The organism is Candidiatus Paracoxiella cheracis (assembly GCF_049348705.1).
GTDB lineage: Bacteria > Pseudomonadota > Gammaproteobacteria > Coxiellales > Coxiellaceae > Paracoxiella > Paracoxiella cheracis.
The window spans coordinates 1,219,244-1,241,036 of sequence record NZ_CP186485.1 but is presented as its reverse complement, the minus strand read 5'-3'; the positions used below and the strand labels follow the sequence as shown (position 1 = coordinate 1,241,036).

General features: G+C 42.7%; 18 protein-coding genes and 1 pseudogene. 13 read left to right on the top strand and 6 right to left on the bottom strand.

Annotation, left to right across the window (positions count from 1 at the left end; genetic code table 11):
• Positions 1-196: 196 nt before the first annotated feature.
• A complete protein-coding gene (locus tag ACJMKR_RS06415) occupies positions 197-1,054 on the bottom strand; it encodes a DUF6159 family protein (RefSeq protein WP_423062366.1) in 858 nt (285 codons plus the stop codon).
• A 158-nt stretch (positions 1,055-1,212) separates the two neighbouring features.
• Here ACJMKR_RS06415 and queA point away from each other — a divergent pair, with 158 nt between their 5' ends.
• Together queA and icd are read left to right on the top strand one after the other, a co-directional pair.
• Positions 1,213-2,244 carry a tRNA preQ1(34) S-adenosylmethionine ribosyltransferase-isomerase QueA gene (gene queA / locus ACJMKR_RS06410; protein WP_423064203.1) on the top strand — a complete coding sequence of 344 codons (1,032 nt, stop codon included), beginning with the start codon at positions 1,213-1,215 and terminating at the stop codon, positions 2,242-2,244.
• A 79-nt stretch (positions 2,245-2,323) separates the two neighbouring features.
• Entirely contained in the window at positions 2,324-3,580 is a 1,257-nt protein-coding gene (gene icd, locus ACJMKR_RS06405; RefSeq protein WP_423062365.1) for an NADP-dependent isocitrate dehydrogenase, read from the top strand.
• Between the two features lie 29 nt (positions 3,581-3,609).
• On the opposite strand, the gene ACJMKR_RS06400 is transcribed toward icd, so the two are convergent.
• A complete protein-coding gene (locus ACJMKR_RS06400; protein WP_423062364.1) occupies positions 3,610-4,173 on the bottom strand; it encodes a hypothetical protein in 564 nt (187 codons plus the stop codon).
• 288 nt (positions 4,174-4,461) lie between these two features.
• Here ACJMKR_RS06400 and clpA point away from each other — a divergent pair, with 288 nt between their 5' ends.
• Positions 4,462-6,723, top strand: coding sequence for an ATP-dependent Clp protease ATP-binding subunit ClpA (clpA, locus tag ACJMKR_RS06395; protein WP_423062363.1), 2,262 nt, complete (start codon positions 4,462-4,464; stop codon positions 6,721-6,723).
• Here clpA and infA read toward each other — a convergent pair.
• A complete protein-coding gene (gene infA, locus ACJMKR_RS06390; RefSeq protein WP_423062362.1) occupies positions 6,710-6,982 on the bottom strand; it encodes a translation initiation factor IF-1 in 273 nt (90 codons plus the stop codon). The two genes, clpA and infA, sit on opposite strands and share 14 nt — an antisense overlap.
• Before the next feature lie 57 nt (positions 6,983-7,039).
• A complete protein-coding gene (gene trxB / locus ACJMKR_RS06385; RefSeq protein WP_423062361.1) occupies positions 7,040-8,005 on the bottom strand; it encodes a thioredoxin-disulfide reductase in 966 nt (321 codons plus the stop codon).
• A 128-nt stretch (positions 8,006-8,133) separates the two neighbouring features.
• Here trxB and ACJMKR_RS06380 point away from each other — a divergent pair, with 128 nt between their 5' ends.
• The 6 genes from ACJMKR_RS06380 (at position 8,134) to ACJMKR_RS06355 (ending at position 16,154) form a co-directional block, all read left to right on the top strand.
• On the top strand, positions 8,134-10,530 hold the full coding sequence (locus tag ACJMKR_RS06380) for a DNA translocase FtsK (RefSeq protein WP_423062360.1): 2,397 nt from the start codon (positions 8,134-8,136) through the stop codon (positions 10,528-10,530).
• 16 nt (positions 10,531-10,546) lie between these two features.
• Positions 10,547-11,179: an outer membrane lipoprotein chaperone LolA gene (gene lolA / locus ACJMKR_RS06375; RefSeq protein ID WP_423062359.1), complete on the top strand. Its 633-nt coding sequence runs from the start codon at positions 10,547-10,549 to the stop codon at positions 11,177-11,179.
• Positions 11,176-12,471 (top strand): replication-associated recombination protein A, encoded by a 1,296-nt coding sequence (locus ACJMKR_RS06370; RefSeq protein WP_423062358.1) that lies wholly within the window; start codon positions 11,176-11,178, stop codon positions 12,469-12,471. Before lolA ends, ACJMKR_RS06370 begins: the two co-directional genes overlap by 4 nt.
• A gap of 192 nt (positions 12,472-12,663) precedes the next feature.
• Positions 12,664-13,128, top strand: coding sequence for a fluoride efflux transporter CrcB (gene crcB / locus ACJMKR_RS06365; protein ID WP_423062357.1), 465 nt, complete (start codon positions 12,664-12,666; stop codon positions 13,126-13,128).
• 299 nt (positions 13,129-13,427) lie between these two features.
• Positions 13,428-14,729, top strand: coding sequence for a hypothetical protein (locus ACJMKR_RS06360; protein ID WP_423062356.1), 1,302 nt, complete (start codon positions 13,428-13,430; stop codon positions 14,727-14,729).
• 192 nt (positions 14,730-14,921) lie between these two features.
• Entirely contained in the window at positions 14,922-16,154 is a 1,233-nt protein-coding gene (locus ACJMKR_RS06355; RefSeq protein ID WP_423062355.1) for an IS256 family transposase, read from the top strand.
• A 245-nt stretch (positions 16,155-16,399) separates the two neighbouring features.
• On the opposite strand, the gene ACJMKR_RS06350 is transcribed toward ACJMKR_RS06355, so the two are convergent.
• A complete protein-coding gene (locus ACJMKR_RS06350) occupies positions 16,400-17,146 on the bottom strand; it encodes an IS3 family transposase (protein ID WP_423062354.1) in 747 nt (248 codons plus the stop codon).
• 199 nt (positions 17,147-17,345) lie between these two features.
• Entirely contained in the window at positions 17,346-17,555 is a 210-nt protein-coding gene (locus ACJMKR_RS06345) for a transposase (protein WP_423062353.1), read from the bottom strand.
• Between the two features lie 139 nt (positions 17,556-17,694).
• Here ACJMKR_RS06345 and ACJMKR_RS06340 point away from each other — a divergent pair, with 139 nt between their 5' ends.
• The 4 genes and pseudogenes from ACJMKR_RS06340 (at position 17,695) to ACJMKR_RS06325 (ending at position 21,673) form a co-directional block, all read left to right on the top strand.
• Positions 17,695-19,233 carry a transposase gene (locus ACJMKR_RS06340; RefSeq protein WP_423062352.1) on the top strand — a complete coding sequence of 513 codons (1,539 nt, stop codon included), beginning with the start codon at positions 17,695-17,697 and terminating at the stop codon, positions 19,231-19,233.
• Between the two features lie 192 nt (positions 19,234-19,425).
• A complete protein-coding gene (locus ACJMKR_RS06335; RefSeq protein WP_423062351.1) occupies positions 19,426-20,166 on the top strand; it encodes a phosphatidylserine decarboxylase in 741 nt (246 codons plus the stop codon).
• 124 nt (positions 20,167-20,290) lie between these two features.
• Positions 20,291-20,434, top strand: coding sequence for a hypothetical protein (locus ACJMKR_RS06330; RefSeq protein WP_423062350.1), 144 nt, complete (start codon positions 20,291-20,293; stop codon positions 20,432-20,434).
• A gap of 153 nt (positions 20,435-20,587) precedes the next feature.
• Positions 20,588-21,673: pseudogene (locus tag ACJMKR_RS06325) on the top strand (IS481 family transposase).
• Positions 21,674-21,793 lie beyond the last annotated feature (120 nt).

Here is a 21,793-nt window from a genome sequence, read left to right as displayed (position 1 = left end):
GCTTCTTGTCGGTGATCGTCAATGCCATAAAGTGCTTTATCGATTTCCATTGCGGCATAGGGATTGGGGTTACTGTTTTTCGGGCGTAAGTACCATGGATGTACTTAGCAGCCAGGGATGGCGATTCCCGAAAAACAGTAATCCCAATCACAATAAGTAAGCAATTGAAAACTATTTAATTAGCTGAAGATAGATTTCAAGATGTGCTCTTAAGTTCTCTAGAGCGAAAAGCGTGTTTAATGGTGTTAATGTTGTAGGGTAGAGCGATGTTGTTGTCGGTGGCATACAGATATAATGCGGTGCGAAGTATATTTTTTGCAGCGCTGCTGATTATCGTTAAAATGACCAATAATACAACACTGATCATGAGTGCGATAAAGATATGATGCCCACCGCCGATATAAATTCCGATAGCAAGCGGAGTAAGCACCATTAATCGCGCGATAAAGAGAATCAAGCCTAAACCAATAGTTGATATCAACGAACGTCCCCAAGTTTTATGCAGTACATGAGCAGATTGTTTGATTGCTGTGATCGGACCAATTTTTTCTAGCACTAAAATAGGAACAATGAAGTAAGAAACAATCGTCCATGCAATGCCTAGTAATACAGCGGCAATTGCAGCAATTTGTCCGAGTCGAGATTGAAAGGTACGCAAAGTAAAGCCGATGGTAGTATTAAATAAAGTCCAGACAATAATGGCAGGAAAACACGCTTTTGCTGCTTTTAGTCCGTAACGCAAGCTTAGTTTTTGGGTTTTAAAGTAGTTGGCGATCGTGGCGATTAATGCTGCATTGCAAAATATGACAATAAGGTTGCATACGAATAGCGCTACGATCAGAGCAATAATGCCAAGAGTTGTTGATAGGGCGTGTTGTTGGCCTGTTTGTAAGTAGTTGTATTCAATGTGCCAGAGGGGTCTCACAATCAAAGAAAGAATAGCCGAGCAGACAATCCCACTGATAATCGGAAAGAGCAAGATTTGTTTGTTTGCCTTGAGGATTTGAAGGCTTTGTTTGGTTAGTTCCCAGCCTCGTTGAATGCGGTTTGCCATAGTGTTTCTCTGTCATTAGGCTTCCTGCCGCAGTTTCGCTTCCCTGAGTTTGGCCTATTTTATCAAAGTTGAGGTTGATTTGCTTACGTTAAAGCGTATTCCTTGCTTTTAATTCTGCCGCAATTGAAATCCCGTTCAAATCGATTAAAATGATCCCTCTGATGACTAAATTTACTACCAGCGATTTCGACTACGAACTGCCATTTGAGCTCATTGCACAAACCCCGCTGCCTGAGCGCAGCAGCAGCCGCCTATTGCATCTAAATCCCAATACGTTGCAAATAAATCATAGAAAATTCAATGAGATAGTTGATATTCTCAATAAAAATGACCTACTGGTTTTCAACGACACCAAGGTCATTCCCGCTCGACTTTACGGTCGCAAGGCGAGTGGGGGAAAAGTTGAATGCTTGGTCGAGCGAGTCTTGCCCCCAAACCGTTTGCTAGCCCAACTTGGCGGGAGTAAATCGCCAAAACCGGGTAGCGCAATCCGTTTTGCCGATGCGTTTGATGCCACAGTCATCGGGCGCCAGGGTGAGTTTTATGAGCTGCAATTTGAATCCGATCAGAGTGTGCTTACACTTCTAGAAAAGCACGGTGAGATACCGTTGCCCCCTTACATTCAGCGCTCACCGGAGGCTGCGGACCAACAGCGCTATCAAACGGTTTATGCCCAAAAAGAAGGGGCCGTTGCCGCGCCGACAGCGGGGTTGCATTTTGATCGGGATGTGCTGCAAGCTATTGAACGAAAAGGCATTGAGAAGGCAACGGTGACGCTTCATGTCGGTGCGGGGACTTTTCAGCCCGTTCGAGTTGACGATCTAGATTCGCATGACATGCACCGTGAAAATGTAGAGGTTTCGGCGGAAACCTGTCAGGCTATTGAAGCTTGTCGTGAAAGAGGTGGGCGGGTTGTCGCAATTGGAACGACGGTAGTGCGCTGTTTGGAAACTGCTGCGCACTCTGGAGAGATTAAGCCGTTCACCGGCGACACTCGCTTATTTATCTATCCCGGTTATCGTTTTCGCTGTGTCGATGCTTTGCTGACGAACTTTCATTTGCCGCGTTCCACGTTATTGATGTTGGTTTCGGCGTTTGGAGGCTATGAATTTATTAGAGATGCTTATCAAGAAGCAGTGAAAAAAGGTTATCGATTTTTTAGTTATGGCGATGCAATGTTTATTGGCTGAAAGGGATTGGGGGTTAGAAAGTCACTTTATTTAGTGTTATGCTAACGTCCTTCAAAATATCAGCTTCAGGAGTTTTGCGATGGCATATCAACACATCAAAGTGCCAACGACCGGTGAAAAAATCACGGTCAACCAAGATTTTTCATTAAATGTGCCCGACCAACCAATCATTGGCTTTATTGAAGGTGATGGAATTGGTGTGGATATCACGCCAGTAATGCGCAAAGTTATCGATGCAGCAATTGAAAAAGCTTATGGCGGTAAACGTAAATTCTCATGGATGGAAATTTATGCCGGCGAAAAAGCGACGAAAGTTTATGGTAACGATGTGTGGTTGCCCGATGAAACGCTTGAAGCAATCAAAGAATACTCTGTTGCGATTAAAGGTCCGCTGACAACACCCGTTGGTGGTGGTATTCGCTCTTTAAATGTGGCGCTGCGTCAGCATTTAGACTTGTATGTGTGCTTGCGTCCGGTTCGTTATTTTGACGGTGTGCCAAGTCCCGTTAAAGAGCCTCAAAAAGTTGACATGGTGATTTTTCGCGAGAATTCTGAAGATATTTATGCGGGCATTGAATGGCAAGCCGGCACGCCAGAAGCCAGAATGATCATTGATTTCTTGCAAGAACAGATGGGCGTGAAAAAAATTCGTTTCCCCAATACAAGCGGTATTGGCATTAAACCTGTATCAGAAGAAGGTACCTCCCGATTAGTGCGTCGTGCTATTCAATATGCTATCGACAACGATCGTAAATCGGTTACGCTAGTGCACAAAGGTAATATCATGAAATTTACCGAAGGCGCATTTAAAGACTGGGGTTATCAAGTCGCAATCAAAGAATTTGGTGCCAAACCGTTAGAGGGTGGCCCATGGCAAACGATTAAAAATCCGAATACTGGCAACGAGATTGTGATTAAAGATTTTATTGCCGATGCATTTTTGCAACAAATATTGCTGCGTCCGGATGAATACGATGTTGTTGCAACCATGAATTTAAACGGTGATTATATTTCCGATGCATTGGCCGCTGAAGTCGGTGGCATTGGTATTGCACCGGGTGCAAATTTAAGTGATACAGTCGCCTTGTTTGAGGCAACCCATGGCACGGCGCCAAAATATGCGGGGCAAGATAAAGTGAATCCGGGCTCGATTATTTTGTCGGCTGAGTTAATGCTGATTCATTTAGGTTGGAAAGAAGCTGCGGATTTAGTGATTAAAGGCATGGCGGGTGCGATTAAAAACAAAACTGTCACGTATGATTTTGCACGCTTAATGGATGACGCGAAGCAAGTGAGTTGCTCACAGTTTGGTGACGAAATGATTAAGCATATGTGATTAGCTTTGCTGTGATTGAGTGTATTTTATCAGGCGGCGGGTGCAGTGCTGCTGGTAAAAACCTCGTGTTTTTCCATGGCGAGTTTAAAAATAGCTTCGACGTTAGGACTCAGTTTATTAGCAAATAACGCCAATTCTTTTTGGGTTACAGGTGTTAAACCTGTTTTGTTTATATATTTTTCTAACGTATCAAGATCCTCAAATAAAGCGAGCGCGACTTCTTCAGGAGACTGTTCAGGTGTTGTTGGGATTCCAACAGGTTGTTTGTTGAGTAATTCTAAAGTTAAATGGCAAGGAGAGCGTGCCATATCGATATCATGATACTTTTCGGTTAACCGAGACAAGAGTGCGCTTTCTCCTGATGATAGGGGAACAGATTTCGGTGTTTTTTTGTTTGTTCTAAAATTATTCATTAATAATTTAATTAATTCATCTTGCCTTCTTAAAATATGCCGGATAAGAGGATCCACTGAGGGTTGAAACAGTGCATGACCGTTAATCGCGATGCTTGGATTTTTGCGACCCTGCGGTGATTGTATTACTGGATCATCTTGTTTAGGTGGATTGTCAGGTGAATGCGTGTGACGGCCCATTTTCTGTCTCTTTCCTTGTTAGTTGTGTCGTATCCCTTAAATCATACATTACGTAGATTAACGCAATATTAAAAAATTATTAAAACATCATCGTATTTTTAGGTATTGTATCTAAGTATTTGTATAACAGAATAAAATAACAGTCCATCAGTACAAATACCGCTATAGTGTAGGAAAAGCCCCTCTTCATTGGCTAAATTTAAGGTATGGAGAGGAATTTTCTAGGAGCCTAAGGGCTAGGGTGAGCAGACAAGGAGTTTGCCGGATGTTTGTTAGGGGAGAGCGGCCATGTTTAGTAAAACGCTAGAACAAACACTCAATCGGGCCTTTTCACAAGCACGTGAAAAGCGTCATGAATTCATTACGGTCGAACATTTGTTGCTCGCGTTATTGGACAACCCTGAGGCCGGCAAAATTCTATCAGCTTGCGGTGCTAATGTGGATCGATTGAGAGCTGGGCTTGGTATTTTTATCGATGAAACCACACCGCATATTCCGCTGAACGTTGAGCGAGATATTCAACCCACGTTGAGTTTTCAACGCGTATTGCAACGCGCTATTTATCAGGTTCAAAGCAGTGGCAATCCGGAAGTCACAGGAGCCAATGTATTAACCGCTATTTTTAGTGAACCCGAAAGCCAAGCCGTATATTTTTTGAGTCAGGAAAACGTTAGCCGTATAGATGTGATTAATTACACAACACAAGGTATCGTAAAAGACATTCGCGATCCGCGGTTAATGCCGGAACAAAGTCAACCGATGGAAACAGGACGTTTTCATGAATCCACCGTCGATGATAATCTCATTGAACTTTATACGATTAATTTAAATGCAAAAGCAGAATGTGGTCGTACGGATCCGCTGATTGGTCGCGCTGATGAATTGATGCGAGCCGTTCAAATTTTATGTCGTCGTAATAAAAATAATCCGTTATTAGTCGGCGATGCTGGTGTTGGTAAAACGGCTATCGTAGAAGGATTAGCACAGCTTATCGTTCAAAAAAAAGTACCCCAACCCTTGGCAAACACTACCATTTATTCTTTAGATTTAGGTATTTTATTAGCCGGCACAAAATACCGTGGCGATTTTGAAAAACGATTCAAAGCTGTGTTACGTGCATTAGGACAAGAAAGCGGTGCGATTGTCTTTATTGATGAAATTCATAATTTAATCGGTGCCGGCTCAGCAACGGGTGGAACGATGGATGCATCGAACTTGATTAAACCGCTATTAACATCGGGGGAGTTGCGGTGTATGGGTGCAACGACTTACGAAGAATATCGCAATTTCTTTTCGAAGGATCATGCGTTGTTACGCCGATTTCAAAAAATTGATATCGTTGAACCGACGCGCGATGACACGATTGAAATTTTACAAGGATTAAAATCGCGGTTTGAAGAATACCACAATATTAAATATACAAACGAAGCATTAAAACGCGCGGTGGATTTATCAGCACGGTATATTTCAGATCGTTATCTGCCTGACAAAGCGATCGATGTGATCGATGAGGCGGGTGCTTTTGAACGATTGCAAATGGATGGTCAGCGCAAACAAACGATCTCGGCAGAAGAGATTGAAGTGGTCATTGCAAAAATTGCAAGAATTCCGATTCAAACGATTAGTAGCTCCGACAAACAGCTTCTCATGCAATTGCCGCGTAAATTAAAACGAGTGGTTTTTGGGCAGGAAGAAGCGATTGAAACATTGTGTGATGCGATTAAATTATCGCGCGCGGGTCTAAATGATGTTAATAAACCTGTGGGTTCTTTCTTAATGGCAGGGCCTACGGGTGTTGGTAAGACGGAAGTCACGCGGCAATTAGCAAAAGAATTAGGTATTGAATTAATTCGATTCGATATGTCCGAATATATGGAGCGTCACACGGTATCGCGATTAATTGGTGCGCCACCCGGTTATGTCGGTTACGATCAAGGAGGATTGTTGACGGAGGCAATTCGCAAACATCCACACGCGGTGCTATTGCTCGATGAAATTGAAAAAGCGCATCCCGATATTTTCAATATTTTATTACAAGTGATGGATTATGGTCACTTGACCGATAATAATGGGCGCAAGGCAGACTTTCGTCATGTCATCATTGTCATGACGACGAATGCTGGTGCAGAAAATTTGGAGCGAGGATTTATTGGCTTTGCCGTACAAGATGAGCAACAAGAAAGTATGAGTGCCATCAAACATTGTTTTTCACCCGAATTTCGCAATCGTTTAGATGCAACGGTTCAGTTTAAATATCTAGATGATGCGACGGTACTGAAAGTTGTAGATAAATTTATACGTGAATTACGTGATCAGCTCAAAGAAAAGGGTGTGAAATTAAGTGTCACATCGGCGGCAAAACAATGCTTGGCAAAGCAGGGTTACAATCAAAAAATGGGCGCAAGACCGATGGCGCGGTTAATTCAAGAAAAATTAAAATTACCGCTTGCCGATGAGTTATTATTTGGAAATTTAGAAGACGGTGATGAAGTTGAAGTTGGCATTGAAAAGGGTGAATTGCGAATTCGCCATCCAGTTACTTTTCAGTAGTAGAATCATCTGAGTCTTTTTGTTGTTCCGGGCGTCTTTTGCCGGTATCACGATATACAATTCTTCCGCGTGTTAAATCATAAGGCGTGAGTTCAACAGTGACGTTATCACCGGTCAAAATCCGAATATAATGCTTGCGCATGCGACCGGAAATATGTGCGGTGACCACGTGACCGTTTTCGAGTTTTACGCGGAATGTTGTATTGGGCAGGCTGTCGATCACGACACCTTGCATTTCAATGGATTCTTCTTTTGGCATTGTTGTAAATAACCTCAATAAATTTGTAGACAATAATGCCTTATAATGAGTGCTTTATCAATGGGATTCCAAACTATCAAGATACTTTTCAGCATCTAATGTAGCCATGCAACCTGTGCCCGCGGCGGTAACTGCCTGACGGTAGATTTTATCAGCCACATCACCCGCAGCGAAAACGCCAGGTATATTGGTAGCCGTTGCATCGCCGTTGATGCCGGACTTCACTTTCAGATAGCCCGTGTCATCCATGTCTAGTTGGCCTTTAAAAATTTTGGTATTTGGATCGTGCCCGATGGCAATAAACACACCGTCAACATCGAGTTCTTTGGTGTTGTTGTCTTTGACATTTTTGATGCGAACGCCAGTGACGCCCTGATCATTACCCAGCACTTCATCGACGCGATAATCCCACTCGATGGACATATTCCCATTTGCAGTCTTGCCGATGATTTGGTTTGCAAGGGTTTTTTCTGCACGTAGTTTATCGCGACGATGAATGAGTGTGACTTCAGACGCAATATGTGAAAGATAAAGCGCTTCTTCAACGGCTGTATTGCCGCCACCGACTACAGCGACCTTTTTACCGCGATAGAAAAAACCATCACAGGTAGCACATGCGGATACGCCTTTACCCATGAACGCTTGTTCGGAGGGTAGGCCCAGATAACGTGCCGTTGCGCCTGTTGCGATAATTAAAGCATCGCAAGTGTACTCGCCGCTATCGCCAATTAAGGTGAAGGGGCGTTTGCTGAGATCTGCTTTTACAATTTGATCAAAAACAATATTAGCTTCAAGGCGTTTAGTATGCTCAAGCATTCGCTCCATCAGCTTTGGACCCTGAAGTCCAGGAGCCTCACCAGGCCAATTGTCGACATCGGTGGTGGTCATTAATTGGCCGCCTTGCTCGATGCCAGTAATGAGCGTAGGGTTGAGATTCGCCCGAGCCGCATAAATCGCTGCTGTATAGCCAGAGGGGCCGGAACCTAATATGATTAAGCGTGAATGTTGTCGTTCTTTTGTCATAGGCCCGCTAGCTTACCACTATATTCGCTAAAGTGGAATTAGCGATTAAGCCCGAAATCAGCCCATGAAATTTCCAAATGATAGACATATAATGAAACGATTAATTAGGAGCATAAAGGAGCTCTACCTTGAGCCGTTCAAAACGTAATAAAAAGACAAAAACCAATGAAAATGGATCGCCAACGGCTCGGTTGCATCTACGCTATCGAGTACGTGAAGGGTCTCTGATCTTAACCCTAGCACTCTCAGTATTTTTATTTATTGCTTTAGTGTCTTATCATCGCGCTGATCCGGGCTGGTCGTATGCCGCCCATATTCAGCATGTCGCAAATGCCGGTGGGCGAGCGGGTGCATGGATATCGGATTTCTTTTTGTATCTGTTTGGTTACTTGGCTTATATTTTTCCTTTAATGCTGAGTTATGCAGCTTGGTTATTTTATCGTCATCGCCATGAGGAACATCGAGATGAGCCATTTAAATGGCCTTTACTTTGTATGCGTGTCGCTGGATTTATTTTAATTTTGTGTGCCGGTTCATCGATGGCGGCCATGCTAGATCATTCACCCAGCGCGAATTTGCCACTCAATTCAGGTGGGATTTTAGGCACGGTCATCGCTACGCAGTTGCTGCCGGTATTTAATAATGTCGGAACTAGTTTAATATTAGTCGCTTTGTTTTTGATTGGCATAACTTTATTTACGGGTTTGTCCTGGTTTCAGTTATTGGAGCGACTCGGTTCTTTTGTAATGCAGCTTACTAAGATGGCGCAATCGATCGTGAAAAAAATTCGTTGGAAATCATTTCTCGCCATTTTTTCTAATATTCGGGGGCTCTTTGAGAAAAAAGAAGAAAAACTGGTAATTAGTAAAGTAGAGCCAGAAGTTTCGACGAGAGTTGTTAAAAATGAGGCGCCCTCTGTTGGAATTTACCAGGCTCCAAAACCGGTTATTGCTATTAGCGAGCGACCGGATTTGGTCGATGAGGCTGAAATGGATTTTAAGACGCCGCGTTATTCAAAGTCCGATGTCTTGCCGAAGCTGTCTTTATTAGATACACCGCCGCACGATCCAAATGCGCGCTATAGCGACCAGCAATTGGAAGAGCGGTCGCGAGAAGTAGAGTTGCGTTTGGCCGATTTTGGGGTAGACACGAAAGTAGTTGCTGTGCATCCCGGTCCTGTTGTCACACGTTATGAATTACAGTTAGCGGCCGGCACTAAGGTTAGTAAGATTAGCAACTTGGCCAAGGATTTAGCCCGTTCGTTATCCGTATTGAGCGTGCGGGTAGTAGAGGTTATTCCAGGTAAATCTGTTATCGGTTTGGAGTTGCCAAATGAACATCGCGAGGTTGTTTATCTTCAAGAAGTATTGGGTACGAAGCAATATCAAAATGCACGTTCGTGTTTAACGTTAGCATTAGGGAAAGACATTGCGGGTCACCCAGTCGTTGTAGATTTAGCGAAAATGCCGCACTTGTTGGTCGCAGGCACGACGGGTTCAGGTAAATCTGTAAGTTTGAATGCTATCCTATTGAGTTTGCTTTATAAATCAACGCCTCAGCAACTTCGATTTATTTTGATCGATCCGAAGATGTTGGAACTATCCATTTATGATGGGATTCCGCACTTGCTAACCCCCGTCGTCACCAATATGAAAGATGCTGCCACTGCCTTGCGATGGTGTGTCGTTGAGATGGAACGTCGTTATCAATTAATGGCATCGTTAGGCGTGCGCAATATTGCTGGTTACAACGCTAAAATTAAAGAAGCGCGTAAAAATGGGGCGCCGCTATTAGACCCAATTCAGCAAAAAAACAATGAAGATGCCGATGAACTTCAAGAATTACCTTATATAGTTGTTTTGGCCGACGAGTTTGCCGATATGATGGTCGTCGTGGGTAAAAAAGTAGAAACGTTAATCGCACGCTTAGCTCAAAAAGCGCGAGCAGCAGGTGTGCATTTAATTTTTGCGACACAGCGTCCATCGGTGGATGTCATTACGGGGTTAATTAAAGCAAACATTTCAACGCGAATTGCCTTCCAAACATCCTCAAAAATTGACTCAAGAACTATTCTGGATCAACAGGGTGCAGAACAATTGTTAGGTTATGGTGACATGCTTTATCTTGCACCGGGCACGGGTGTGCCCGTGCGTGTGCACGGTGCTTTTGTGGATGATGATGAAGTGCATCGTGTAGTCGCTTATCTGAAAGAACACAGCGAACCGGATTATGTTGATGGTGTTTTAGAAAGCGATTTTGGTCAAGACACGAGTGGTTATACGGATGCAGCCCTCGGGAGTGCGCCTGATGATGGTGAGCGTGATTCATTTTACGATCAAGCCGTTGAGATGGTCGTTCGTAGTCGGCGGGTTTCTATTTCGAGTATACAGCGACGATTCAAGATTGGATATAATCGAGCTGCACGCATCGTAGAGGCGATGGAGGCTGCTGGTGTTGTCAGTCCAATGGAAAACAACGGCACACGTGAGGTATTAGCTCCAGCGCCAGTAGGGGGCGGAGATTAAGTGTCAGGATTTTATAATGATCATTAAAAAAATTGTTCATCTTATTGTTTTTTTAACTTTATTTATAAGTGGCTTGGCGTTTGCTCCAAGCAAAGATGCCGTTATTGCGCTAGGGAAATTGTTACAAGGTTTTCAAACCTATCAAGCTAAATTTGATCAGGTAACTGTGGATGCCAATGGTGCCATCAAACAAAGAACCTATGGGCGCGTGATGATCAAGCGTCCTGGTGGTTGTCGTTGGGAGTCGGATACACCCACAAAACAAATCGTCATTATTGATGGAAAAACCTTGTGGACGTATGACGTGGATTTGCAGCAAGCCACTCAACGTTCGTTGGATCAAAAAGCAAATATAAATCCTGCTTCATTATTAAGTGGTTCCGTGTCAGACTTAACGAATCAGTTTAATGTTGTCGCGCTGTCAGAACGGCCCCAGACGTTTTTACTCACGCCAAAGCAAGCGAGTAATGTGAGTTTTAAATCGGTCGAACTGCAGTTTAATAAAAGGCAGTTGACGCGGATGAAAATCGTGAATAGCTTGGACGAAACAAGCATCTTCACGTTTAATCATATTCGGTTAAACCAGCCGCTTTCATCGCGTTTATTTCAATTCAAACCACCTCCGGGTGTGGATGTTGTAAGTCAATGAATGAGTTTTCGCCGTTAGCTGTACGTATGCGACCACGCAATCTTCAAGAGTACGTTGGTCAATCGCATTTACTGGCAGCAGGTAAGCCATTGTATCGAGCAATTACGCAAGGCAGATTACACTCCATGATTTTATGGGGTGCACCGGGTACGGGAAAAACTACGTTGGCTCATATTTTGGCAGATAGTGCTGGTGCGAGAGTCGAGCGTATTTCCGCTGTATTGGCAGGGGTGAAAGACATTCGCGAGATTGTGAAGCGCGCGGAACTTGCGCGAAAGGAGCATCAAGCTACCATTTTGTTTGTCGATGAAGTGCACCGTTTTAACAAAGCCCAACAAGATGCGTTTTTGCCTCATGTTGAAAATGGTACGGTGATTTTAATTGGAGCCACAACGGAAAATCCATCTTTCCAACTCAACAACGCGTTGCTTTCTCGCGCGAGAGTTTATGTGCTAAAAGGTCTCACGGAAAAACAATTAACGACTGTTTTAGAGGCAGCATTGCGCGATAAAGAGCGTGGGTTAGGTGATCGTCAGATTGAATTAGCGCCCGAGCTCAAACAGCGCATTGTAAGATTTGCCGATGGCGATGCTCGACAATGCTTGAATATTTTAGAAGTACTCTCTGATTTTGCAGAAGAAAAAAATGGCAAACACGTTATTTCCGAAGACGATGTTGATAAAGTGCTTACCGATGGGCTGAGGCGTTTCGATAATCATGGTGAAGCCTTCTACGATCAAATTTCTGCACTCCATAAATCCGTACGCGGCTCTGATCCCGATGCAGCACTTTATTGGTTAGCGCGTATGTTGGATGGGGGTTGTGATCCTTTTTATGTGGCGCGACGGGTGTTGCGCATGGCAAGCGAAGATATTGGTAATGCCGATCCGCGGGCATTGCATTTAGCATTGGATGCGTGGGAAACCTTTGAGCGCATGGGCAGCCCCGAGGGGGAGCTTGCTATTGCGCAGGCGGTTGCTTATTGTGCCTGCGCACCCAAAAGTAATGCAATTTACAAAGCATTTAATGCAGCCTGGAAAGATGCGCAGAGCGAGGGCAGTTTGGAGGTGCCGCTTCAATTGCGTAATGCACCGACAAAACTGATGAAGTCGCTGGATTATGGAAAAGGGTATCGTTATGCCCATGATGAGGAAAATGCATTTGCACCGGGCGTAAATTATTTTCCGGAAGCACTTAAAGGGCGTTGTTATTATTATCCTTTTAACCGTGGGTTAGAGATTAAAATTAAAGAAAAGCTTGAGAATTTGCGCAAGCTGACTGAGGTTGAATAAGCCTCCGGGTAAGGAGCAAGATACATGATCTTAACCGAAGAAATCCAAGCGTGTCGCGATGCTCGTGATAGATTATTGCCATCCCTGTCAATAATCGACTCGCAATACGCGACAACTTAAATAGCCGCGGACGTCCTCGTCGCCCGCGCTCCGCGACCTCACGGCTCGACTACGCACGGGCTCTCAAATGACTTGACGGCTCGTAAAGATTTTTTGCAGTCGCTTACGCTCGGCAAAAAATCCGAGCCTACCGCGGAATACGCGCCTTCGCTTCGCTCTCCATGGCGCGCATCGATAGCAGTATTAATCGGCGGGGCTCTCGGCTCGCTGTTGCGCTTTTTGTTATCGACAGCCGTGAATGAATTCTTGCCTAGAAATTTTCCGTGGGGAATTTTATTCGTTAATATTTTAGGGTCTTTTATCATTGGATTATTGGCAGGTGTGCTGGTGGGTCGCTTCGAGTTGAATGCGTTCTGGCGTGCGGGAATATTCATTGGCTTGTTAGGTGGATTCACGACATTTTCGAGTTTTAGCTTAGACACCGTGTCGCTCATTCAAGCCGGTTCATTTGCAACAGCCGCCATGAACATTTTTGCTTCTATCATTTTTTGCCTACTTGCGACCGCGCTGGGGTTTTTAGTCGCAAAAGCGGTTTAGTTAAGAGAGTTTTGTGTATAGTTGAACATTATCAGGCATTGTTTAAAAAATAGGCATGAGTTAATTTTTTAGATAAATATACCCTGGATATTGGTATTTTTTTCATAAAGGGTTAATTTTTTTTGGTAAGTATAACTATTGATATTTCGATACGAGCAATGGAGAGGCAAGAAGCGGGCCATAGTGTCGCAAAATAGTTGTCATCTTACGAGACAAAATTTCGTTCAATGCCAGAATACCGCCACTGTGCGAATTCGTGACGATGGTTAGCACAGCCTCCTTTAATAGGTAGCTATTTTATGTTCATACAAGATCAATATATAGAATTCTTGAAAGAGCAAGCATTGAATTTGAATGGTTTCGATGATTTTTATCGCTCGATTGAAAGGGAAAATGATCTAAATTTTTATGCAAGTTGCCTAATTCGTTGCCTTAATATACTGGGTAGTCACCTACTTCCTGAAATTGTGCCGTACCCCGGTTTAAGGAGGGGAAACGAACATGGCTTAAGTGGCTATGAGTTATGGCTTCGTGCGATAGATTGTCCTGATAGTGATAGTGAACTCGCCAAGCGTATCAATCATATCGTTAATCAAATTGACTCTTTAAAGTTTTTTCTAAATGAAAATAAATATCATCCTGTTTTTGCCGCATGGGTTTTGAAAAATCATGGTATTGGTAATAAAGAAAACACTGATATTATTTTTACCCAAAGTGATGTTTCTGCTGTTTGTATTCTTCTCAATTGTGCAGGTATTGACATAAAAGCAAATTGGGAGATCATCAAGTCCGATGAAGTCCTACGTAAATTTGTGTTGGCACTTGATAAATATGGCATTAACCTCTCGTCCAACTGGGACAATCTGAAACATAATAAAGGATTACAGCAAGCCATACTTGCACTGAAATCTTGTAATTTGGATCTAAAAAAATATTGGTTTGTTTTAAACAGCAGTAACTGGTTAGTCGATAGCATTGCAAATCCATATGCTGAACTAATACTCGATCAAGATCCAAATCAAGATCCAAATCAAGATCCAATATTAATATTTAATAAAAGCTGTCTAGAGCTGCTAGGCTTGTTGTTTACTGATCTATGTTTAATGGCTTATAAACCTCATAGCAAAAATGAGCTAGATCATTTTCATCACTGGAAAACGTATTCTTATCAACAATTACAAGAATTCACCAAGATGCTTATAATAATGAATTCACCAGAAACAAACGAAGGAGATAAACTTGCGGCTATAGATAGATATGAAGCTGGTGCAAAGAAAAAATTATCCGGATGGGGCAGATTTAGCAAACTTATGGCAATTGTCATCTGCACTGGGATAGGTTTTACCTTGGGAGTTACCCTGGGAGCTATTGGGGGAGGTGCGCTAGCCTCCGTTGTGAATCCTGGGATTGGAAGTATTATCGGGGCAATTATTGGAGCTATTGCTGCAGGATCTAAAGGTGCTATTGTCGGAGGGACAGTAGGAGGCGTGCTTGCAGGAGGGTTGAGTACATTTGGCTTTTTTAGTTCTTCACAAAAAGAAAAAATGTCTAGGCATCTTGCGCGACAGGGAAGAGAAAGTATTCCCCAACTAACGGTATAATCAACTCTGAAGTGCGACAAACTGGTCGACGCATCAAAATGCAGAGAATGTAGGCCACTGAAGATGTTAAAGAATATTCAGCCCAAGATTAGTATCAACATAAACTGTCGCGTCACTATTGGGTCTGTAAATAAGATTGTGTAAATGCGATAGTCAGGGAAAGGTCGTTAAAATTATACGGAGTCTTTGACTATGGCAATGAAAACCAATAAATTAGATCCACAGGTTGTGGAATATTTTCTCAAACATACCAAGACCGCATCTGATATTTTCGGTGATACTGGTTTGTTAAAGGAGTTAAAAAAGGCACTGACGGAGCGTATTCTGGAAGGGGAGCTGACGGACGCGCTGGGTTATGCAAAACACGAAGTGTCTGGCCACAATAGTGGTAATTCCCGCAATGGGCACAGCCAAAAAACGATCAAAACAACAGATGGCGAGATGACCATTGAGGTTCCTCGTGATCGTAACAATGAGTTTGTACCGCAATTGATTCCAAAACATCAAACCCGCTTTGATGATTTGGATGACAAAATTATGAGTCTTTATGCACGGGGTATGACTACCCGTGATATTCAAGATCAGTTGAAAGATTTGTATGGCACAACTATTTGTTCGAGTCTCATTTCTACAGTAACCAACGAAGTGATTGAAGAAGTGAAGGCTTGGCAAAGTCGTCCGTTGGACAAGGTGTATCCGATTGTGTATTTGGACGCTTTAGTGATTAAAGTGCAGCAAGATAAAAAGGTTATCAATAAGGCATTGTATTTGGCTTTAGGAATTAATATCGATGGGCAAAAAGAATTGCTAGGTATTTGGATTAGCCAAAATGAGGGCGCTAAATTCTGGTTGAATGTATTAACGGAGTTAAAAAATCGAGGCCTAGAAGATATCCTGATTTGTTGCGTTGACGGGCTAACGGGCTTTCCTGATGCGATTGGCGCTGTGTATCCTAACACTCAAGTACAGCTTTGCATTGTACACATGGTGCGGAATTCATTGCGCTATGTGGGTTGGAAAAAGAAAAAAGAAGTGGCCGCTGACTTAAAAGCTATTTATTCGGCCAGTACGGTTGAAGAAGCAGAATTGGCGCTGACGAGTTTCTCTGAGAAATGGGATGCTGAATTTCCCTCGATTGCCAAAAGTTGGTTGACTCATTGGGAGCGCATTGTGCCATTTTTTGCTTATCCGGCAGAAATTCGGAGGGTGATTTATACCACTAACGCTATTGAATCACTGAACATGAGTATCCGAAAAGTTATTAAAAATAAACGAGTTTTTCCGTCGGACGATGCCGCTTTAAAACAACTCTATTTAGGGTTAAAAAATATAGCCAAAAAATGGACCATGCCGATTCGAGACTGGGGTGCCGCCATGAATCGTTTTGCCCTTATGTTTGAAGATCGCCTGGCGGATTTTGTATAAAACTTAAAATTCATAAGAGAGGAAATTAATTTGAACGCAATGTAGTTTTTGATAAAATTAAAAAATCAGTTAACACAATGGCTGATTCATAATTCTGACTGACGCGATTTACACAAACTAATAAACAGTCCCTCACTATTTGTTACTACGACATAAAGTTCGCCATTAACCAACTGTGGAACACCACCACCAATCAATCCCCAGGTGATCTTCCCTCACTTTACCGGACACATTTTTTTTCGATTTTACGCAGCACATTCAAGCGCAACGGGGGTCTTGTAGTCAATAGCTGAATGCATTCTTCTGTGATTGTAATAGCCTTCAATATACTGAAAAAGACTTTGCCTTGCTTCAGCGCGTGTTGTGTAATCATTCACATGCACAAGTTCCGTTTTTAGGGTATGGAAAAAACTTTCTGCAATGGCATTATCCCAACAATTAGCCTTTCTGCTCATTGAACCAATCAGCTTGTTTTGCTTGATGATTTCCCTATATTTTTTCGAACAATATTGACTGCCCCGATCAGAGTGTATAATCACTTGCTTTGGATATTTTCGTTTGAATAACGCCATCAATAACGCATCACACACTAAATCTTGTTTCATGCTTTTATTCATTGACGAGCCAATAACCGAACGTGAATGCACATCGATAACCACCGCTAAATACAACCAACCTTCACGGGTTGGAATGTACGTCAGATCACTCACCCATTTTTGATTGATCGCCGTTCTCGTGAAATCTCTCTTTAAAATATTCTCAAAAATAGGCTTGTTGTGACCCGAGTCTGTGGTTATTTTAAATCTACGCTTGGCAAGTGCTTTTAAGCCCATGGAGCGCATACGCCGCTCAATACGCGTGTGACTGCAGGAAATCGATTCCGCTTGCAATGCACGAGTTATACGTGGTGAACCGTAACGTTGTTTGTTTCTCATATAAATTACCTTAATTTTTTCATCTAATTGTTGGTTTGCTTGCTCACGTGGGCTCATAGGTCGCGATAGCCAGTCATAATAACCACTACGACTGACACCCAGTACATATCACATAGCAAGTTAATTCCAAATAGTTGGGCGTGCTTTTGAATAAAGCTGTACTTCACTCGAGTTCTTTCGCGAAGTACGTGGCCGCCTTTTTTAGAATGGCTTTCTCCTGTTCCAGTCGTGCCAGTCGCTTCTTAAGCTGTTGATTTTATTCAATGAGTTCCCCTATGTTGACCGGTTGCTTTGCGCTGGGATGAATCACTTCACCACTCTTCCTGGCTTTATCCACCCAGGTGTGGAGGGTCGCTTCGGGCATGCCTAAGTCTTTTGCAGCGCTTAACACGGAAGGAGAACTGAGTGCTAGATGGATTGCTTCTTGTTTAAATTCCGGTGTGTATTTTCGAGTCTTCTTTGTCATGAGATCACCTCTTTGTTACTTCATATTGGACTTTGGATAAATTTATAAAAATAATTAAAAATTGCTTGACATAGAAACCGAAAAAAAATTTTACGTTGTAAACAACGTTTGTTCGAAAAAATAAAATAAGGAACAAACGATGTTAGCGACAGAAAAACTAAAACAATTCCGTACATTCCTCTACAACATCTTCCCCGCGCGACGCGATGCCAATATGAATTTACTCGATGCCCTTTCAAGCCATGGCCATCGCTGCAAAACACCCATAGAATTATGTGAATCGCCATACTTTGAACGTGAATACAGTAGTATTACCGATGCGATTAGCGATGGTTTGTCGGTAGCAAATTGTTGGGATAGCATGATGAAAATACAATATGAACATGTGAGTCATAGCGATGACCGTGTGATCATTATTGCGGATACGACACCACAGTCGCGTCAAAGTGCACACTGTGTTGAAGATCGCCATGTGGTTTACAGCCCTAATCCAGCACCGGGTAACAAACCGATTACCATTGGACATGAATATTCAACGGTATCACTATTGCCCAATGATGGTGCAGCTCAAGAAAAGCATTGGTTAGTTCCACTGGATACGAGGCGCGTTAAAAGCGATGAAAAAGGCAATGTAGTTGGGATGCAGCAAATTAACCGTTGTATTGCAGACTTAGCGCTTACTCATAAATTGGTGGTTAGCGTGGCTGATTCAAAATATGGTACAGAAGCTTGCCGTAAACTGGTTAGCGAAAATCCCAATTGGGTACATCTTTTCCGTTTTAACAGTACCCGTAATGTTTTCGCGCCCGCATCAATAGAAGATAATACCTCAGGAAGTATAAAACGCTATGGTGATGCGATGAAACTAAACGACAGCACGACTCACCGTGAATCCGATGAGATTGTGCAGCAACCCATTACAACCCGCAGTGGCAAAACTTACCAATTGGAGATTAAAATATGGCGTGACCAATTACTGCGTGGTTCAAAGCAATTTAAAGGATATGAGCATCCTGTTACTGTTGTGCAATTGGTTGCGGTTGATGCTAACGGTAAATCTTTATATAAAAATCCACTCTGGTTAGGACTCGCTGGTGAACGACGTAATGAAATCACAGCATTAGAAGCGTATCACTATTACGATAGACGCTATGACATTGAACACTACTTTCGTTTTGGTAAAGACAAACTGTTATTTGACCGATACCAAACACCGGATGTTAAGCACGAAGAAGATTGGTGGCGGATGACAGCATTAGCGTATACGCAACTTTATCTAGCGAGGAATCTTGCCCCGATTTTACCGAAAAAATGGGAGCGGTATTTGCCGAGCTTCCAAGTGGATAACGAAAAACCATCAATAACTGCGACCCCTTCACAAACGCAACGGGGTTTTTCTACGGTGCTTGATACCGTTGGCACGCCTGCTAATCTCTGCAAACCACGCGGTAATCCGCAAGGCAGAACCAAAGGTGATACGCAGGGGAAACGCACGCGACATCCTGCTATTTTCAAAAATAGCAACTCAAAAATTAAAACGATTCAGAGGACTGAAGAAAAGACGCAAAACTCAGACCCTGAAAAAATAGAGGATTTGATTGGGATAGTAAAATCATGGTTGGATAAAATAAATTTTACACCTGAGCAATTCTACGAATTGCTGCAAAAAACAGCTTAAGATTTAGAAACTCACATTTTTTGATTATTGTCCTAACTGGCAAGGGATTTTATTTATCCAAAGTCCAATATGAAGGTAAATAAGATAATTAAAGGCTTTTTTTTCATTTCCGTGAGCTTGAGTTGCGTCGGGGCAAGTGTGGCAACTGCGAATAATTCTAATGTTAGGTCGAGATGGATTGTCAGTCATACGGTGAAACTGCAAGGTGTAAAGAACCAGCAAGAGTTAGCATTGAGTGGTTTTCAGAACATTATGACTTGCAACATCAAAATAAAAGAGCTTTTGAATACTGCTTTAAAAGCTGCCCCCAATGGTAATTTCTGGTATCAAAAAACTGAAAAAGATTTTTATAATTTCTTAGTGAAATGGATGTATTTTCTCCCAAGACCAGATAATGCATTGAGTATGGCTTTAAAATTTCAAGATCTTACAAAAATAGAGCAGGCTAAACCTTTTTTGAATAACGACATGATACAATATTGGATGTCACAATTTTTAAATGCTAAAGGAGATTATTTAAATAGCCCTTCTTCTACAAAAAACATCCCACTGTTCTTCAAAAGTAAAAAAATTAATATGGCTGATTTTATAATTCCCGACTCCGGTTTTAAAAGTTACAATGAGTTTTTTGTTAGATCATTAAAACCCGGTGCCCGTCCTATAGACGGGTATGACGATAACCAAATAGTCGTCTCGCCTAACGATGGCTCTATTAAGCTGTTAGAAAAACACTTAAAGTTGAGCAAAGATATTATTGCAAAAGGAGACGACTTAAAGTTTAATGCTATTTTTTCTGGAGTAACTATCAATTTAGCAGACAAGTTTAATGGAGGGCCTCTTTTATACACGCAGTTAGGCCCTTTGGATTACCATCATTTTCATGCCCCTGTCGGAGGAAAGGTTTTGTTTGCAAGCGTGTCGCGATGCTCGTGATAGATTATTGCCATCCCTGTCAATAATCGACTCGCAATACGCGACAACTTAAATAGCCGCGGACGTCCTCGTCGCCCGCGCTCCGCGACCTCACGGCTCGACTACGCACGGGCTCTCAAATGACTTGACGGCTCGTAAAGATTTTTTGCAGTCGCTTACGCTCGGCAAAAAATCCGAGCCTACCGCGGAATACGCGCCTTCGCTTCGCTCTCCATGGCGCGCATCGTTAGAAAATATTATGGGGATTATGATGCACCTGAAAATGTAGCAGCCGTGACTAAGAACTCGAAACTTGTACAAAACGCTTATCAACATCGTCGAGCTGTTATCTGTAAACCTTCAGACTTGATCTGACACTCCTGGTCAGTTAGAGTAAAATTTAATTGACCAACCTTAAACAACCAACACGAGGAGTGTCATTATGACCAGTGTATCCGAAAAGATTATCAAACCCAAATTAGGTTTACTAGAGCTGTCTAAACAATTGGGAAATGTTTCACAAGCCTGCAAGGTTATGGGTTATTCACGCGACAGTTTTTACCGTTTCAAAACACTTTATGAAAATGGTGGCGAAGAAGCACTCCATGATATGAGTAAGAAGAAACCGAATGAAAAAAATAGAGTGCCGTTACATGTAGAAGAAGCGGTAATTGCTTTGGCTATTGAAAACCCAGCGTTAGGTCAGGCACGTGCGGCCAATGAATTACTGGCGCGAGGCATTATCGTATCGAGCAGCGGAGTTCGTTCGGTGTGGCTACGTAATGATCTAGAGACTTTTAAGAAGCGACTAAAAGCGCTTGAAGCGAAATCGGCGCAAGACGGTATGTTATTAACGGAAGAACAATGACAAGCATTAGAAAAATCAAAACGAGAAAAAGAAGCGCACGGCGAGATTGAAACAGAACACCCAGGTTATTTAGGTTCTCAGGATACGTATTATGTTGGCACGATGAAGGGCGTTGGCCGTATTTATGAGCAGACTTTTGTCGATACCTATAGCAGAATCGCTTTTGCGAAGTTATACACGGAGAAAACAGCGATGACGGCAGCTCATTTATTAAATGAACGTGTATTGCCATGGTTTAATGAGCAAGGTATCCGATTGCTGCGTATGCTCACGGATCGCGGGACGGAATATTGTGGAAAAATTGAGAACCACGCCTATCAACTTTATTTAGCAGTTGAAGACATTGACCATTCGAAAACACGCGCACGTTCTCCGCAGACCAATGGTATTTGTGAACGTTTTCATAAAACGATTAAACAAGAATTTTATGATGTTGCTTTTCGAAAAAAAATATATCGTTCCCTAGAAGAATTACAACAAGACGTTGATGCGTGGATCAAAACATATAATGAGGTCAGGCCCCATTCCGGCGAGCGTTGTTATGGAAAAACACCCATGCAAACTTTTCTTGATGCAAAGCATTTGGCACAAGAAAAAGAATTAGATAAACTATCGATGCGCGCCATGGAGAGCGAAGCGAAGGCGCGTATTCCGCGGTAGGCTCGGATTTTTTGCCGAGCGTAAGCGACTGCAAAAAATCTTTACGAGCCGTCAAGTCATTTGAGAGCCCGTGCGTAGTCGAGCCGTGAGGTCGCGGAGCGCGGGCGACGAGGACGTCCG

Coding starts and splice junctions, on each gene's coding strand:
- ACJMKR_RS06415 (WP_423062366.1), bottom strand. CDS start 1,054: ATGGCAAACCGCATTCAACGAGGCTGGGAACTAACCAAACAAAGCCTT.
- icd (WP_423062365.1), top strand. CDS start 2,324: ATGGCATATCAACACATCAAAGTGCCAACGACCGGTGAAAAAATCACG.
- ACJMKR_RS06400 (WP_423062364.1), bottom strand. CDS start 4,173: ATGGGCCGTCACACGCATTCACCTGACAATCCACCTAAACAAGATGAT.
- clpA (WP_423062363.1), top strand. CDS start 4,462: ATGTTTAGTAAAACGCTAGAACAAACACTCAATCGGGCCTTTTCACAA.
- infA (WP_423062362.1), bottom strand. CDS start 6,982: ATGCCAAAAGAAGAATCCATTGAAATGCAAGGTGTCGTGATCGACAGC.
- trxB (WP_423062361.1), bottom strand. CDS start 8,005: ATGACAAAAGAACGACAACATTCACGCTTAATCATATTAGGTTCCGGC.
- lolA (WP_423062359.1), top strand. CDS start 10,547: ATGATCATTAAAAAAATTGTTCATCTTATTGTTTTTTTAACTTTATTT.
- ACJMKR_RS06370 (WP_423062358.1), top strand. CDS start 11,176: ATGAATGAGTTTTCGCCGTTAGCTGTACGTATGCGACCACGCAATCTT.
- ACJMKR_RS06360 (WP_423062356.1), top strand. CDS start 13,428: ATGTTCATACAAGATCAATATATAGAATTCTTGAAAGAGCAAGCATTG.
- ACJMKR_RS06355 (WP_423062355.1), top strand. CDS start 14,922: ATGGCAATGAAAACCAATAAATTAGATCCACAGGTTGTGGAATATTTT.
- ACJMKR_RS06350 (WP_423062354.1), bottom strand. CDS start 17,146: ATGAGCCCACGTGAGCAAGCAAACCAACAATTAGATGAAAAAATTAAG.
- ACJMKR_RS06345 (WP_423062353.1), bottom strand. CDS start 17,555: ATGACAAAGAAGACTCGAAAATACACACCGGAATTTAAACAAGAAGCA.
- ACJMKR_RS06340 (WP_423062352.1), top strand. CDS start 17,695: ATGTTAGCGACAGAAAAACTAAAACAATTCCGTACATTCCTCTACAAC.